Source organism: Pseudomonas sp. S04 (assembly GCF_009834545.1).
Classification (GTDB): domain Bacteria; phylum Pseudomonadota; class Gammaproteobacteria; order Pseudomonadales; family Pseudomonadaceae; genus Aquipseudomonas.
Window position 1 is genome coordinate 5476644 of record NZ_CP019427.1, and the last position, 15124, is coordinate 5491767.

At 54.6% G+C, this 15124-nt stretch carries 26 protein-coding genes; all 26 read right to left on the reverse strand.

The features are described 5' to 3' along the window. Window positions 1-4 precede the first annotated feature (4 nt). The 26 genes from secY to rpsL all read right to left on the reverse strand — a co-directional run bounded on the left by secY (window position 5) and on the right by rpsL (window position 15031). Window positions 5-1333 carry a preprotein translocase subunit SecY gene (gene secY, locus PspS04_RS24495; protein ID WP_095166168.1) on the reverse strand — a complete coding sequence of 443 codons (1329 nt, stop codon included), beginning with the start codon at window positions 1331-1333 and terminating at the stop codon, window positions 5-7. Next, the gene (gene rplO, locus PspS04_RS24500; RefSeq protein ID WP_003228720.1) at window positions 1334-1771 is read right to left on the reverse strand and encodes a 50S ribosomal protein L15; all 438 of its coding nucleotides are present in this window, start codon (window positions 1769-1771) and stop codon (window positions 1334-1336) included. Between the two features lie 3 nt (window positions 1772-1774). Next, window positions 1775-1951 carry a 50S ribosomal protein L30 gene (gene rpmD / locus PspS04_RS24505; RefSeq protein WP_003186033.1) on the reverse strand — a complete coding sequence of 59 codons (177 nt, stop codon included), beginning with the start codon at window positions 1949-1951 and terminating at the stop codon, window positions 1775-1777. Between the two features lie 2 nt (window positions 1952-1953). Further along, the gene (rpsE, locus tag PspS04_RS24510) at window positions 1954-2454 is read right to left on the reverse strand and encodes a 30S ribosomal protein S5 (protein ID WP_003186035.1); all 501 of its coding nucleotides are present in this window, start codon (window positions 2452-2454) and stop codon (window positions 1954-1956) included. Window positions 2455-2457: 3 nt separating this feature from the next. Then, window positions 2458-2808, reverse strand: coding sequence for a 50S ribosomal protein L18 (rplR, locus tag PspS04_RS24515; protein ID WP_003186037.1), 351 nt, complete (start codon window positions 2806-2808; stop codon window positions 2458-2460). 10 nt (window positions 2809-2818) lie between these two features. After that, the gene (gene rplF / locus PspS04_RS24520) at window positions 2819-3352 is read right to left on the reverse strand and encodes a 50S ribosomal protein L6 (protein WP_003176412.1); all 534 of its coding nucleotides are present in this window, start codon (window positions 3350-3352) and stop codon (window positions 2819-2821) included. 12 nt (window positions 3353-3364) lie between these two features. Next, the gene (rpsH, locus tag PspS04_RS24525) at window positions 3365-3757 is read right to left on the reverse strand and encodes a 30S ribosomal protein S8 (protein WP_003186040.1); all 393 of its coding nucleotides are present in this window, start codon (window positions 3755-3757) and stop codon (window positions 3365-3367) included. Between the two features lie 209 nt (window positions 3758-3966). Beyond that, window positions 3967-4272, reverse strand: a complete 306-nt coding sequence (gene rpsN / locus PspS04_RS24530; protein WP_007918460.1) for a 30S ribosomal protein S14 — start codon at window positions 4270-4272, stop codon at window positions 3967-3969. A gap of 13 nt (window positions 4273-4285) precedes the next feature. After that, window positions 4286-4825: a 50S ribosomal protein L5 gene (rplE, locus tag PspS04_RS24535; RefSeq protein WP_003210069.1), complete on the reverse strand. Its 540-nt coding sequence runs from the start codon at window positions 4823-4825 to the stop codon at window positions 4286-4288. Between the two features lie 22 nt (window positions 4826-4847). After that, window positions 4848-5162, reverse strand: coding sequence for a 50S ribosomal protein L24 (gene rplX / locus PspS04_RS24540; protein WP_003176416.1), 315 nt, complete (start codon window positions 5160-5162; stop codon window positions 4848-4850). An 11-nt stretch (window positions 5163-5173) separates the two neighbouring features. Next, entirely contained in the window at window positions 5174-5542 is a 369-nt protein-coding gene (gene rplN / locus PspS04_RS24545; RefSeq protein ID WP_002555479.1) for a 50S ribosomal protein L14, read from the reverse strand. 23 nt (window positions 5543-5565) lie between these two features. After that, window positions 5566-5832: a 30S ribosomal protein S17 gene (rpsQ, locus tag PspS04_RS24550; protein WP_003176419.1), complete on the reverse strand. Its 267-nt coding sequence runs from the start codon at window positions 5830-5832 to the stop codon at window positions 5566-5568. 2 nt (window positions 5833-5834) lie between these two features. After that, the gene (gene rpmC / locus PspS04_RS24555; RefSeq protein WP_002555481.1) at window positions 5835-6026 is read right to left on the reverse strand and encodes a 50S ribosomal protein L29; all 192 of its coding nucleotides are present in this window, start codon (window positions 6024-6026) and stop codon (window positions 5835-5837) included. Continuing rightward, the gene (gene rplP / locus PspS04_RS24560) at window positions 6026-6439 is read right to left on the reverse strand and encodes a 50S ribosomal protein L16 (RefSeq protein WP_027898303.1); all 414 of its coding nucleotides are present in this window, start codon (window positions 6437-6439) and stop codon (window positions 6026-6028) included. Before rplP ends, rpmC begins: the two co-directional genes overlap by 1 nt. A gap of 12 nt (window positions 6440-6451) precedes the next feature. Further along, entirely contained in the window at window positions 6452-7138 is a 687-nt protein-coding gene (rpsC, locus tag PspS04_RS24565) for a 30S ribosomal protein S3 (protein ID WP_003176422.1), read from the reverse strand. Between the two features lie 13 nt (window positions 7139-7151). Next, complete coding sequence (gene rplV, locus PspS04_RS24570) at window positions 7152-7484, reverse strand: 50S ribosomal protein L22 (protein ID WP_003103908.1); 333 nt, start codon at window positions 7482-7484, stop codon at window positions 7152-7154. A gap of 11 nt (window positions 7485-7495) precedes the next feature. Then, window positions 7496-7771 carry a 30S ribosomal protein S19 gene (gene rpsS, locus PspS04_RS24575; protein ID WP_002555486.1) on the reverse strand — a complete coding sequence of 92 codons (276 nt, stop codon included), beginning with the start codon at window positions 7769-7771 and terminating at the stop codon, window positions 7496-7498. Between the two features lie 16 nt (window positions 7772-7787). After that, window positions 7788-8612: a 50S ribosomal protein L2 gene (gene rplB / locus PspS04_RS24580; RefSeq protein WP_003228734.1), complete on the reverse strand. Its 825-nt coding sequence runs from the start codon at window positions 8610-8612 to the stop codon at window positions 7788-7790. A gap of 14 nt (window positions 8613-8626) precedes the next feature. After that, window positions 8627-8926, reverse strand: a complete 300-nt coding sequence (gene rplW / locus PspS04_RS24585; RefSeq protein WP_002555488.1) for a 50S ribosomal protein L23 — start codon at window positions 8924-8926, stop codon at window positions 8627-8629. Then, a complete protein-coding gene (gene rplD / locus PspS04_RS24590) occupies window positions 8923-9525 on the reverse strand; it encodes a 50S ribosomal protein L4 (RefSeq protein WP_003228735.1) in 603 nt (200 codons plus the stop codon). Before rplD ends, rplW begins: the two co-directional genes overlap by 4 nt. 12 nt (window positions 9526-9537) lie before the next feature. Beyond that, the gene (rplC, locus tag PspS04_RS24595; protein WP_003186059.1) at window positions 9538-10173 is read right to left on the reverse strand and encodes a 50S ribosomal protein L3; all 636 of its coding nucleotides are present in this window, start codon (window positions 10171-10173) and stop codon (window positions 9538-9540) included. Window positions 10174-10253: 80 nt separating this feature from the next. Beyond that, entirely contained in the window at window positions 10254-10565 is a 312-nt protein-coding gene (gene rpsJ, locus PspS04_RS24600) for a 30S ribosomal protein S10 (RefSeq protein WP_003186070.1), read from the reverse strand. Between the two features lie 144 nt (window positions 10566-10709). Then, a complete protein-coding gene (tuf, locus tag PspS04_RS24605; protein WP_008145495.1) occupies window positions 10710-11903 on the reverse strand; it encodes an elongation factor Tu in 1194 nt (397 codons plus the stop codon). A 30-nt stretch (window positions 11904-11933) separates the two neighbouring features. Further along, window positions 11934-14039 (reverse strand): elongation factor G, encoded by a 2106-nt coding sequence (gene fusA, locus PspS04_RS24610; protein WP_095166166.1) that lies wholly within the window; start codon window positions 14037-14039, stop codon window positions 11934-11936. A 30-nt stretch (window positions 14040-14069) separates the two neighbouring features. Further along, on the reverse strand, window positions 14070-14540 hold the full coding sequence (rpsG, locus tag PspS04_RS24615) for a 30S ribosomal protein S7 (RefSeq protein ID WP_002555493.1): 471 nt from the start codon (window positions 14538-14540) through the stop codon (window positions 14070-14072). A gap of 119 nt (window positions 14541-14659) precedes the next feature. Further along, a complete protein-coding gene (gene rpsL, locus PspS04_RS24620) occupies window positions 14660-15031 on the reverse strand; it encodes a 30S ribosomal protein S12 (protein ID WP_002555494.1) in 372 nt (123 codons plus the stop codon). Between the last annotated feature and the right edge of the window lie 93 nt (window positions 15032-15124).

Consider the following 15124-nt stretch of genomic DNA (forward strand, 5'->3'; position numbering starts at 1 on the left):
TGGGTCAGCGCAGCATGCCGCTGCCGTAACCCTTCAGGTTGGCTTTCTTCATCAGGGATTCGTACTGGTGCGAAACGAGGTGCGATTGTACTTGGGACATGAAGTCCATCACAACCACGACGACGATCAGCAACGAGGTCCCGCCAAGGTAGAACGGAACGTTTGCCGCAACCACCAGGAACTGGGGCAACAGACACACGGCCGTCATATAGAGAGCACCGAACAGGGTCAAACGAGTCAGAACGCCATCAATGTAGCGCGCAGACTGCTCACCTGGACGGATGCCCGGAATAAAGGCACCGGACTTCTTCAGGTTTTCCGCTACGTCTTTCGGATTGAACATCAACGCCGTATAGAAGAAGCAGAAGAAAATAATCCCTGCACTAAACAGCAGAATATTCAACGGCTGACCAGGAGCGATCGACTGCGAGATGTCCTGCAGCCAGCCCAGACCTTCAGACTGACCAAACCAGGTACCCAACGAAGCCGGGAACAGCAAGATGCTGCTCGCGAAAATAGCCGGAATAACACCGGCCATGTTCACCTTCAGCGGCAGGTGGCTGGTCTGCGCAGCAAAAACCTTACGGCCCTGCTGACGCTTGGCGTAGTGAACAGCAATACGACGCTGGCCACGCTCAATGAACACCACAAAACCGATAATCGCTACTGCCAGCAAACCGATGGCAACCAGGGCAAAAATGTTGATATCACCCTGACGCGCAGACTCGAAAGACTGCCCGATCGCTCTCGGAAGACCGGCGACGATACCTGCGAATATCAACATCGAGATACCGTTGCCAACACCACGCTCAGTAATCTGCTCACCCAGCCACATCATGAACATTGCGCCCGCCACAAAAGTGGTTACCGCAACGAAATGGAAGCCAAAGTCACCAGTGAACGCAACGCCCTGCCCCGCCAGACCAATGGACATGCCAATTGCCTGGACGAGAGCGAGGACGACAGTGCCGTAGCGGGTGTACTGAGCGATCTTGCGACGCCCAGCTTCACCTTCCTTCTTCAACTGCTCCAACTGCGGGCTGACGGCTGTCATCAGTTGCATGATGATCGATGCCGAGATGTACGGCATGATCCCCAGTGCAAAGATGCTCATCCGCTCCAGCGCGCCGCCGGAAAACATGTTGAACAAGCTAAGAATGGTCCCCTCATTCTGTCGAAACAGGTCCGCGAGTCGGTCCGGGTTGATACCTGGAACCGGGATGTGTGCGCCTATTCGGTAGACGATAATCGCCAGGAACAGAAAACGCAGACGAGCCCAGAGTTCAGACATACCGCCTTTGCCGAGCGCAGAGAGAGCACCTTGCTTAGCCATTTATTCCTCGAACTTGCCGCCAGCTGCTTCGATAGCCGCACGCGCACCTTTGGTGGCGCCGATTCCCTTGCCGATAGTGACAGCGCGAGTCACTTCACCGGACAGCATGATTTTCACACGCTGTACGTTGACGTTGATCACGTTGGCATCTTTCAGGGACTGCACAGTGACGATGTCGCCTTCCACTTTAGCCAGCTCGGACAGACGCACTTCTGCGCGGTCCATGGCTTTCAGGGAAACGAAACCGAACTTAGGCAGGCGACGATGCAGCGGCTGTTGACCGCCTTCAAAGCCTGGAGCAATGGTGCCACCGGAGCGGGAGGTTTGACCTTTGTGGCCACGGCCACCAGTCTTACCCAAACCGCTACCGATACCACGGCCCGGACGATGCTTTTCGCGACGGGAACCCGGCGCTGGACTCAGATCATTGAGTTTCATCGATTAACCCTCGACACGCAGCATGTAGTAAGCCTTGTTGATCATCCCGCGATTCTCGGGAGTATCCAGTACTTCTACAGTGTGACCGATGCGACGCAGACCCAGACCCTTAACGCACAGTTTGTGGTTAGGGATGCGGCCGGTCATGCTTTTGATCAGCGTTACTTTAACGGTAGCCATGATCAGAAGATCTCCTTGACGCTTTTGCCACGCTTGGCGGCAATGGATTCAGGAGATTGCATAGCTTTCAAACCTTTGAAAGTGGCGTGAACCACGTTTACCGGGTTAGTCGAGCCGTAGCACTTGGCCAGAACGTTCTGAACGCCAGCAACCTCGAGGACAGCACGCATAGCGCCGCCAGCGATGATACCGGTACCTTCAGAAGCAGGCTGCATGTACACCTTGGAAGCGCCATGGGCGGATTTCATTGCGTACTGCAGAGTGGTGCCGTTCAGGTCCACTTGGATCATGTTGCGACGAGCAGCTTCCATTGCCTTCTGGATTGCAGCAGGCACTTCACGCGACTTGCCACGGCCGAAGCCAACACGGCCCTTACCATCACCAACCACGGTCAACGCGGTGAAGGTGAAGATACGGCCGCCTTTAACGGTTTTGGCTACGCGGTTAACTTGAACCAGCTTCTCGATGTAGCCTTCGTCGCGCTTTTGGTCGTTATTTGACATAACTTAGAACTCCAGCCCAGCTTCACGAGCAGCATCAGCCAGCGCTTTAACGCGGCCGTGGTACTTGAAGCCAGAGCGGTCGAAAGCCACTTGCGAGACGCCAGCGGCCTTAGCACGCGTAGCGACCAGCTGGCCAACCTTTGTGGCCGCGTCAATGTTGCCAGTGGCACCATCACGCAGTTCTTTGTCCAAAGTCGAGGCAGATGCCAGAACTTTGTTGCCGTCGGCCGAAATGACCTGGGCGTAGATGTGCTGCGAAGAGCGGAACACGCAGAGACGCACGACTTCTAGTTCGTGCATTTTCAGGCGTGCTTTGCGAGCGCGACGCAGTCGAGTAACTTTTTTGTCGGTCATTTGCTATGCCCTACTTCTTCTTGGCTTCTTTACGACGGACGACTTCGTCCGCGTAGCGCACACCTTTGCCTTTGTACGGCTCTGGTGGACGGAAGTCGCGGATCTCGGCGGCCACTTGACCTACCAGCTGCTTGTCGATGCCCTTGATCAGGATATCGGTCTGGCTAGGAGTCTCAGCGGTGATGCCTTCCGGCAGTTCGTAATCCACTGGGTGCGAGAAGCCGAGAGCCAGGTTCAGCACTGTGCCTTTTGCTTGCGCTTTGTAACCAACACCGACCAGCTGGAGCTTGCGCTCGAAGCCTTGGCTTACGCCTTGGACCATGTTGTTTACCAACGCACGAGTGGTACCAGCCATTGCGCGAGTCTGTTGATCGCCATTGCGAGCAGCAAAACGCAGCTCACCGGCTTCTTCAACGATCTCAACGGACGAATGGATGTTCAGTTCAAGAGTACCCTTGGCACCCTTCACCGAAAGCTGTTGGCCTGCGAATTTTACTTCGACACCGGCTGGCAGCTTAACGGGGTTCTTAGCGACGCGAGACATGCTTATCCCCCCTTAGAACACAGTGCAAAGAACTTCGCCGCCGACACCGGCAGCGCGCGCAGCACGATCCGTCATCACACCTTTGTTGGTGGAGACGATAGACACACCGAGACCGCCACGAACTTTTGGCAGATCATCGACGGACTTGTACTGACGCAGGCCTGGACGGCTAACGCGCTTCACTTCTTCGATGACCGGACGGCCTTCGAAATATTTCAGCTCGATAGACAGCAGTGGTTTGATTTCGCTGCTGATCTGATAACCCGCGATGTAACCTTCGTCCTTCAGGACTTTAGCTACAGCCACCTTCAACGTGGAAGACGGCATGCTTACGACGGACTTTTCAGCCATCTGGGCATTACGGATTCGAGTTAGCATGTCCGCTAACGGGTCCTGCATACTCATGGGCTAGACGCTCCTAATACAGAAAAATTAGCCTTGCGGCTACTACGTGTCGCCGAGAATCTCCGAGCATAAAAAACACGGGCTCAGGCGAGCCGGATATTCTAGACACACTCCGGAAATGAAACAAGCCCCAAAAGGGGCTTGATTCAGATTCAAGGCCACCGATGGTCGGGATCATGCGATCCCGACCATCGAGACTTTGACAGCACTTACCAGCTGGCTTTAACCAGACCTGGTACGTCACCACGCATTGCAGCTTCACGCAGCTTGTTACGGCCAAGGCCGAACTTGCGGTAAACGCCGTGCGGACGACCAGTCAGGCGGCAGCGGTTACGCATGCGCGCAGCGCTTGCGTCACGTGGCTGCTTCTGCAGAGCTACTGTAGCTTCCCAACGCGCTTCTGGACTTGCGTTCAGATCAACGATGATAGCTTTCAGCGCTGCACGCTTGGTGGCGTACTTGGCAACGGTGAGCTGACGCTTCAGCTCACGGTTTTTCATGCTCTTCTTGGCCATTTTCCTACTCCAATCAGTTGCGGAACGGGAATTTGAAAGCACGCAGCAGAGCGCGGCCTTCATCATCGTTCTTGGCAGTGGTGGTCAGGGTAATGTCCAGACCGCGGAGAGCGTCGATCTTGTCGTAATCGATTTCCGGGAAAATGATCTGCTCTTTCACGCCCATGCTGTAGTTACCACGACCATCGAAGGACTTGGCATTCAGGCCGCGGAAGTCGCGAACCCGAGGCAGGGAGATCGACAGCAGGCGATCCAGGAACTCGTACATACGCTCACGGCGCAGAGTCACTTTGACGCCGATCGGCCAACCTTCACGGACTTTAAAGCCAGCGATGGATTTCCGAGCGTAAGTCACAACGACTTTTTGACCGGTGATCTTTTCCAGGTCAGCAACAGCGTGCTCGATGACTTTTTTGTCGCCGATCGCTTCGCCCAGACCCATGTTCAGGGTGATTTTGGTAACGCGCGGAACTTCCATCACGTTCGAAAGCTTAAGTTCTTCCTTAAGTTTCGGAGCAATTTCCTTCCGGTAAATCTCTTTTAGTCGTGCCATGGTCTCATCTACCTAGCAGTGTTCAAGCATCAACCGCTTTTTGGGTCGACTTGAAGACACGAATTTTCTTGCCGTCTTCTACTTTGAAACCAACGCGGTCAGCCTTGTTGGTTTCGCCGTTGAAAATGGCGACGTTAGAAGCGTCCAGTGGAGCTTCTTTTTCGACGATACCGCCCTGCACGCCCGACATCGGGTTTGGCTTGGTATGACGCTTGACCAGGTTCAGACCACCAATAACCAGACGGTTGTTAGCGAGAACCTTAAGCACCTTACCGCGCTTACCTTTGTCTTTGCCGGCGATCACGATGATCTCGTCGTCACGACGAATCTTTTGCATGTCGGATCTCCTTACAGCACTTCTGGGGCGAGCGAGACGATCTTCATGAACTTCTCAGTACGAAGTTCACGGGTCACTGGCCCAAAGATACGGGTGCCGATCGGCTCTTGCTTGTTGTTCAACAGAACAGCAGCGTTGCCATCAAAGCGGATAATGGAGCCATCAGCACGGCGAACACCGTGGCGAGTGCGGACTACAACAGCAGTCATCACTTGGCCTTTTTTCACTTTACCGCGAGGAATTGCTTCCTTCACGGTAACTTTGATGATGTCACCGATACCAGCGTAACGACGATGGGAGCCACCCAGCACCTTGATGCACATAACGCGGCGTGCGCCGCTGTTATCGGCCACATCGAGCATGGATTGAGTCTGAATCATATAATTTCTCCGACCCCTAGTCCTTAGACTTCCACAGCGCGTTCGAGAACATCAACCAGTGCCCAAGACTTGGTCTTGGCCAGCGGACGAGTTTCACGAATAGTGACTTTGTCGCCGATGTGGCACTGATTGGTTTCGTCGTGCGCGTGCAGCTTAGTCGAACGCTTAACGTATTTACCGTAGATCGGGTGCTTAACGCGGCGCTCGATCAGAACGGTGATGGTCTTGTCCATCTTGTCGCTGACAACACGGCCAGTCAGCGTACGGACAGTTTTTTCGGCTTCAGCCATGATTACTTACCTGCCTGCTGGTTGAGCACAGTCTTCACGCGAGCGATGTCACGTTTAACTTGCGAGAGCAGATGAGACTGCCCCAACTGGCCAGTTGCTTTCTGCATACGCAGATTGAACTGGTCGCGCAGCAGGCCGAGCAGTTGCTCGTTCAGCTGCTGTGCTGATTTTTCACGAAGTTCATTCGCTTTCATCACATCACCGTCCGCTTAACAAAGGAGGTGGCGAGTGGCAGCTTTGCAGCAGCCAGGGCGAACGCCTCACGCGCCAACTCTTCAGAAACACCCTCGATTTCATACAGGACTTTGCCTGGCTGAATCTGGGCAACCCAGTATTCCACGTTACCCTTACCTTTACCCATCCGAACTTCGAGTGGCTTTTTGGTTACAGGCTTGTCCGGGAACACACGGATCCAGATCTTGCCGCCACGTTTTACGTGACGGGTCAGAGCACGACGCGCTGACTCGATCTGACGAGCGGTGAGACGACCACGAGCTACAGACTTCAGCGCATACTCGCCGAAGCTGACTTTGCTACCGCGCAATGCCAGACCACGGTTGTGGCCAGTCATTTGCTTGCGGAACTTCGTACGCTTTGGTTGCAACATTTGGCGTACCCCTTACTTAGCAGCTTTTTTACGAGGCGCTGGTGCTTGTGGTTTCAGCTCTTCTTGGCGACCACCAATTACTTCGCCTTTGAAGATCCAAACCTTTACACCGATCACACCGTAGGTGGTGTGAGCTTCGTAGTTGGCATAGTCGATGTCGGCACGCAGGGTGTGCAGTGGCACACGACCTTCGCGATACCATTCAGTACGTGCGATTTCAGCACCGCCGAGACGACCGCTCACTTGGATTTTGATGCCTTTGGCACCAATGCGCATGGCGTTCTGAACAGCGCGCTTCATAGCGCGACGGAACATTACGCGACGCTCCAGCTGCTGAGCTACGCTCTGCGCAACCAGCATACCGTCGAGTTCCGGCTTGCGGATCTCTTCGATATTGATGTGCACAGGCACACCCATTTGCTTGGTCAGGTCCTGGCGCAGTTTCTCAACATCTTCACCTTTCTTCCCGATAACGATACCTGGGCGAGCGGTGTGGATGGTGATACGTGCAGTTTGGGCCGGACGATGGATATCGATACGGCTTACGGACGCGCTTTTTAGTTTGTCTTGGAGATACTCACGCACCTTCAGATCAGCGAACAAGTAGTCCGCATAAGTCCGACCGTCTGCGTACCAGACGGAGGTGTGCTCCTTGACGATTCCCAGGCGAATGCCAATGGGATGTACTTTCTGACCCATCTCTTCGACTCCGTTACTTGTCAGCAACCTTGACAGTGATATGGCAAGACCGCTTGACGATGCGATCAGCACGGCCTTTGGCACGTGGCATGATGCGCTTCAGCGAACGCCCTTCGTTGACGAAAACGGTGCTGACCTTCAGGTCATCAACGTCTGCGCCTTCGTTATGCTCGGCGTTGGCTACGGCCGACTCCAGCACTTTCTTCATGATCTCGGCGGCTTTCTTACTGCTGAAAGCCAACAGGTTGAGCGCTTCGCCCACCTTCTTCCCGCGGATCTGGTCGGCGACCAAGCGGGCTTTCTGGGCGGAGATTCGAGCGCCCGACAACTTAGCGGCTACTTCCATTTCCTAACCCCTTAACGCTTGGCTTTCTTGTCTGCCACGTGCCCACGATAAGTGCGGGTACCGGCGAACTCGCCCAGTTTGTGGCCGACCATGTCTTCGTTAACGAGAACTGGGACGTGTTGACGACCGTTGTGTACTGCGATGGTCAGACCGACCATTTGTGGCAGGATCATCGAACGACGCGACCAGGTTTTCACCGGTTTGCGATCATTCTTTTCCGCCGCCACTTCGATCTTCTTCAGTAGGTGAAGATCGATAAAAGGACCTTTTTTCAGAGAACGTGGCACTGTCGTATCCCTCTATTTACTTGCGACGACGGACGATCATTTTGTCGGTACGCTTATTACCACGAGTCTTCGCGCCCTTAGTCGGGAAGCCCCATGGCGATACCGGATGACGACCACCAGAGGTACGACCTTCACCACCACCATGTGGGTGGTCAACCGGGTTCATGGCAACACCACGAACGGTTGGGCGAACGCCACGCCAGCGTTTGGCACCAGCTTTACCCAGCGAACGCAGGCTGTGCTCGGAGTTCGAGACTTCGCCCAGGGTCGCACGGCATTCAGCCAGGACTTTACGCATTTCACCGGAACGCAGACGCAGGGTCACGTATACGCCTTCACGAGCGATCAGCTGAGCCGAAGCACCAGCGGAACGAGCGATCTGAGCGCCTTTACCCGGCTTCAGTTCGATGCCGTGTACGGTGGAACCGACTGGAATGTTGCGCAGTTGCAGAGCGTTGCCTGGCTTGATTGGAGCCAGTGCGCCTGCGATCAGCTGGTCGCCAGCACTCACGCCTTTAGGGGCGATGATGTAGCGGCGCTCGCCGTCTGCGTAGCACAGCAGTGCGATGTGAGCAGTACGGTTTGGATCGTATTCGATACGCTCGACAGTGGCGACGATGCCATCTTTGTCGTTGCGACGGAAATCGACCATACGATAATGCTGCTTATGACCACCACCGATATGACGGGTAGTAATACGGCCATTGTTGTTACGACCACCAGTCTTCGATTTTTTCTCGAGCAGCGGTGCGTGAGGAGCGCCTTTATGCAGCTCCTGGTTGACCACCTTGACCACAAAACGGCGGCCAGGGGAAGTCGGTTTGCATTTAACGATTGCCATGATGCACCCCTTCCTTACTCAGCACTGCTGCTGAAATCGAGATCTTGGCCTGGCTGAAGGGAGATAACTGCCTTCTTCCAGTCATTACGCTTGCCCAGACCGCGAGCAGTGCGCTTGCTCTTACCCAGAACATTCAGGGTAGTAACACGCTCTACTTTCACGCTGAACAGGCTTTCGACGGCCTTCTTGATTTCCAGCTTGGTTGCATCAGTAGCAACCTTGAAAACGAACTGGCCTTTCTTGTCTGCCAGAACCGTAGCCTTCTCGGAAACGTGCGGGCCAAGCAGAACTTTAAATACGCGTTCCTGGTTCATCCCAGCAGCTCCTCGAATTTCTTCACGGCCGACACGGTGATCAACACCTTGTCGTATGCGATCAGACTAACTGGATCGGAACCTTGCACGTCACGTACATCAACGTGTGGCAGGTTACGAGCAGCCAGGTACAGGTTCTGATCAACAGCGTCGGACACGATCAGAACGTCGGTCAGGCTCATGTTGTTCAGTTTGCCCAGCAGGTCTTTGGTTTTCGGCGTTTCAACGGCGAAATCCTGAACCACGACCAGACGATCAGTACGCACCAGCTCAGCAAGGATGGAACGCATTGCTGCGCGATACATCTTCTTGTTCAGCTTCTGGGAGTGATCCTGTGGACGAGCTGCGAAAGTGGTACCGCCGCCGCGCCAGATTGGGCTACGGATAGTACCGGCACGAGCACGGCCAGTACCTTTCTGACGCCATGGGCGCTTACCGCCACCACGAACGTCGGAACGGGTCTTTTGCTGCTTGCTACCTTGACGGCCGCCGGCCATGTAGGCCACGACTGCTTGGTGAACCAGCGTCTCGTTGAACTCGCCGCCAAATGTCAGTTCGGAAACTTCGATCGCTTGAGCGTCATTTACATTTAATTGCATGTCAGCTTCCCCTTAACCGCGAGCCTTGGCTGCTGGACGTACAACCAAGTTGCCGCCAGTAGCGCCAGGAACAGCGCCCTTGACCAACAACAGATTGCGTTCAGCGTCCACGCGCACTACTTCGAGGGACTGCACGGTCACGCGCTCAGCGCCCATATGACCGGACATTTTTTTGCCCTTGAATACACGACCAGGAGTCTGGCACTGGCCGATAGAGCCTGGAACGCGGTGGGACACGGAGTTACCGTGGGTATTATCTTGCCCGCGGAAGTTCCAACGCTTGATCGTACCCTGGAAGCCTTTACCCTTGGACTGACCGGTTACATCAACCAGTTGACCAGCGGCGAAGATTTCAGCGTTGATCAGATCGCCGGCCTGGTACTCGCCTTCTTCAAGGCGGAATTCCATTACGGTACGACCAGCGGCAACGTTCGCTTTAGCGAAGTGGCCAGCTTGAGCAGCTGTAACACGCGAAGCACGACGCTCGCCGACAGTGACTTGCACTGCACGATAGCCATCGGTTTCTTCAGTTTTGAACTGGGTGACGCGATTCGGCTCGATCTCAATGACCGTGACCGGAATGGAGACACCTTCTTCGGTGAAAATACGGGTCATACCGCATTTACGACCGACTACACCAATAGTCATGTTGTAAACCTCATGAGTGTACGGGGCTTTCACCCGCTATGGCCGCCCATTTCAGAGCGTTACACGACTAAGACCGAGTCTTAGCCGAGGCTGATCTGCACTTCCACACCGGCCGCAAGATCAAGCTTCATAAGTGCATCAACGGTTTTATCCGTTGGCTGGACGATGTCCAGAACGCGCTTATGAGTACGGATCTCGTACTGGTCACGCGCGTCTTTGTTGACGTGCGGGGAGACCAGAACGGTGAACCGCTCTTTACGGGTAGGCAGTGGAATTGGACCACGCACTTGAGCACCAGTACGTTTCGCGGTTTCCACGATTTCCTGGGTGGATTGGTCGATCAGGCGATGGTCAAAAGCCTTCAACCTGATACGGATTTGCTGATTTTGCATTGGATTTCAGACTCCGGCTGCTATTCCCAGCGAGCGCAATACGCCCGTTAAAAGGAGGCGCAATTCTATAGACGGGCTATCACAGTGTCAACTCAATAAAAAAAGCCCCCGCTGAGCGGGGGCTTTTTTCAAGTCATCACTTACTTAAGCGATGATTTTGGCTACGACGCCAGCGCCGACGGTACGACCGCCTTCACGGATAGCGAAACGCAGACCATCTTCCATTGCGATGGTTTTGATCAGGGTGACAACCATTTTGATGTTGTCGCCTGGCATTACCATTTCAACGCCTTCCGGCAGTTCGCAGTTACCGGTCACGTCAGTGGTCCGGAAGTAGAACTGTGGACGGTAGCCTTTGAAGAACGGAGTGTGACGACCGCCTTCTTCTTTGCTCAACACGTACACTTCAGCTTCGAAGGTAGTGTGCGGCTTAACCGAACCTGGCTTGACCAGAACCTGGCCACGCTCAACGTCGTCACGCTTGGTGCCGCGCAGCAGCACGCCGCAGTTCTCGCCAGCACGACCTTCGTCGAGCAGCTTACGGAACATTTCAACACCGGTGCAGGTGGTGACGGTAGTGTCACGCAGACCAACGATTTCCAGTGGATCCTGAACCTTGACGATACCGCGCTCGATACGACCAGTTACAACAGTACCGCGACCCGAGATCGAGAATACGTCTTCGATTGGCATCAGGAACGGCTTGTCGATAACACGGACTGGATCTGGAATGTAGCTGTCCAGAGTCTCAACCAGTTTACGAACGGCAGTGGTGCCCATTTCGTTGTCATCTTGGCCGTTCAGAGCCATCAGAGCCGAACCGATGATGATCGGAGTGTCGTCACCTGGGAAGTCGTAAGTGCTCAGCAGATCGCGCACTTCCATCTCAACCAGTTCCAGCAGCTCAGCGTCGTCTACCATGTCAGCCTTGTTCAGGAAGACAACGATGTACGGAACGCCAACCTGACGGGACAGCAGGATGTGCTCACGGGTTTGTGGCATCGGACCATCAGCGGCCGAGCAAACCAGGATAGCGCCGTCCATCTGAGCAGCACCGGTGATCATGTTCTTCACGTAGTCAGCGTGACCTGGGCAGTCGACGTGAGCGTAGTGACGGATCAGCGAGTTGTATTCAACGTGCGCGGTGTTGATGGTGATACCACGAGCCTTTTCTTCTGGAGCGCTGTCGATTTTATCGAAAGCAACAACAGCCGAACCGAAAACTTCGGAGCAGACGCGAGTCAGAGCAGCGGTCAGCGTGGTTTTACCGTGGTCGACGTGACCGATGGTGCCAACGTTGACGTGCGGGAGGGTACGGTCAAATTTTTCTTTAGCCACGACAATTAACTCCTTGCCTAAAGGGCTGAATCAGCCTTGTTTTTTGGTTACAGTTTCGACGATGTGCGTCGGAGCTGGATTGTATTTTTTGAATTCCATGGAGTAGCTTGCGCGACCTTGGGACATGGAACGAACGTCGGTTGCATAACCGAACATTTCACCCAACGGCACTTCAGCACGAATTACCTTGCCGGAAACCGTGTCTTCCATACCCAGGATCATGCCGCGACGACGGTTAAGGTCGCCCATCACGTCACCCATGTAGTCTTCAGGCGTAACAACTTCTACTGCCATGATCGGCTCGAGCAACTCACCACCGCCCTTCTGGGCCAGTTGCTTGGTCGCCATGGAAGCAGCCACCTTGAACGCCATCTCGTTGGAGTCGACGTCGTGGTAAGAACCATCGAACACGGTAGCCTTCAGGCCGATCAGCGGATAGCCGGCAACAACGCCGTTCTTCATCTGCTCTTCGATACCCTTCTGGATAGCCGGGATGTATTCCTTAGGAACCACACCACCCACTACTTCGTTCAGGAATTGCAGACCTTCCTGACCTTCGTCAGCAGGAGCAAAACGAATCCAGCAGTGACCGAACTGGCCACGACCGCCGGACTGACGAACGAACTTGCCTTCGATTTCGCAGTTCTTCGTGATGCGCTCACGATAGGAAACCTGAGGCTTGCCGATGTTGGCTTCGACGTTGAACTCACGGCGCATCCGGTCAACCAGGATGTCCAAGTGCAGCTCGCCCATGCCGGAGATGATCGTTTGACCAGTCTCTTCATCGGTTTTAACGCGGAAAGATGGATCTTCCTGAGCAAGTTTGCCCAGAGCGATACCCATTTTTTCCTGGTCATCCTTGGTCTTAGGCTCTACGGCAACCGAAATAACCGGCTCCGGGAAGTCCATGCGAACCAGGATGATTGGCTTGTCAGCGTTGCAGAGGGTTTCACCAGTGGTGACGTCCTTCATGCCGATCAGGGCCGCGATGTCACCAGCGCGTACTTCCTTGATCTCTTCACGGGCGTTTGCGTGCATTTGCACCATACGACCCACGCGCTCTTTCTTGCCTTTAACCGAGTTGATCACGCCGTCGCCGGAGCTCAACACGCCCGAGTAAACGCGGACGAAGGTCAAAGTACCCACGAATGGGTCGGTAGCGATCTTGAACGCCAGAGCCGAGAACGGCTCCGCATCGTCTGCATGACGCTCCAGCTCGATAGTCTCGTCATCCGGGTCAGTACCCTTGATGGCAGGAATATCGGTAGGTGCAGGCAGGTAGTCGATAACGGCGTCGAGAACCAGGGGAACACCCTTGTTCTTGAAGGAAGAACCGCAAACAGCCAAGACGATCTCACCAGCGATAGTACGCTGACGCAGAGCGGCCTTGATTTCCTCGTTGGTGAGCTCTTCACCTTCGAGGTACTTGTTCATCAGCTCTTCGTTGGCTTCGGCAGCAGCCTCAACCATGTTGTTGCGCCATTCGTCAGCCAGTTCCTGCAGTTCAGCAGGGATAGCTTCACGACGTGGAGTCATGCCTTTGTCAGCATCGTTCCAGTAGACGGCTTCCATGTTGAGCAGATCGATCTGCCCCTGGAAGTTGTCTTCCGAACCAATGGCCAACTGGATTGGCACCGGAGTGTGACCCAGACGCTGCTTGATCTGAGCGATCACGCGCAGGAAGTTCGCACCAGCACGGTCCATCTTGTTGACGTAAACAAGACGTGGAACGCCGTATTTGTTGGCTTGACGCCATACGGTTTCCGACTGTGGCTCAACACCCGAAGTACCGCAGAACACAACGACAGCGCCGTCGAGTACGCGCAGGGAACGTTCAACTTCAATTGTGAAGTCTACGTGGCCCGGGGTATCGATTACGTTGAAGCGATGCTCGTCTTTGTACTGCTTGGCAGAACCTTTCCAGAAGGCGGTGATCGCAGCAGAAGTAATGGTAATACCACGCTCCTGCTCCTGCACCATCCAGTCTGTGGTCGCGGCGCCGTCATGCACCTCGCCCATCTTGTGACTTTTGCCAGTGTAAAAAAGGACGCGCTCGGTGGTGGTGGTTTTACCAGCATCCACGTGAGCGACGATACCGATGTTACGGTAGCGACTAATCGGAGTAGTACGAGCCATAAAGCCCTCGCAAAATTAGTGAAGCTAAAATTAGAAGCGGTAGTGCGAGAAAGCTTTGTTAGCTTCGGCCATACGGTGCACGTCTTCACGCTTCTTAACAGCAGCACCTTTACCTTCAGCAGCGTCCAACAGTTCGCCGGCCAAACGCAGAGCCATAGACTTCTCGCCGCGCTTACGGGCGAAGTCTACCAACCAGCGCATTGCCAGGGCGTTACGACGGGACGGGCGAACTTCGACCGGAACCTGGTAAGTAGCACCGCCTACACGGCGCGACTTCACTTCGACCAGCGGAGCGATGGCGTCGAGAGCTTTCTCGAAGATTTCCAGGGGATCGCTGTTCTTGCGTTCTTTAACCTTTTCCAGCGCGCCATAAACGATACGCTCGGCAACGGCTTTCTTGCCGCTTTCCATCACGTGGTTCATGAACTTGGCCAGGATTTGGCTTCCGTATTTTGGATCGTCAAGCACTTCGCGCTTGGCTGCTACGCGTCTTCTTGGCATGGATAAGCCCTCAAACGGTCTTCAGGTTCGCTCGGAATCGGTGCCCTTGCGGGACGCCTCCGACCTTACTCTTATCGACTCAGAAAATAAGATGATTCAGTTTTTACAAAAAGCCGCTACTACTTAGGCTTCTTGGTACCGTACTTCGAACGACCCTGGTTACGACCTTTAACGCCGGAAGTATCCAAGGAGCCGCGTACGGTGTGGTAACGAACACCTGGCAAGTCTTTTACACGACCGCCGCGGATCAGTACCACGCTGTGCTCTTGCAGGTTGTGGCCTTCACCGCCGATGTACGAGGAAACCTCGAAACCGTTGGTCAGACGCACACGGCATACTTTACGCAGTGCCGAGTTAGGTTTTTTCGGCGTGGTGGTATACACACGGGTGCATACGCCACGACGTTGCGGGCAGTTCTGCAGCGCAGGCACGTCGGATTTCTCGACGATACGCTTACGCGGCTGACGTACCAGCTGGTTGATAGTTGCCATCTACTAGCTCCACTGTTGTCTTGCGACGCTATTGTCTTGCAAGAAAAGCAAAATGGCAGGAACGAATTCCCGCCAAATTTAGGGGTACAAGAG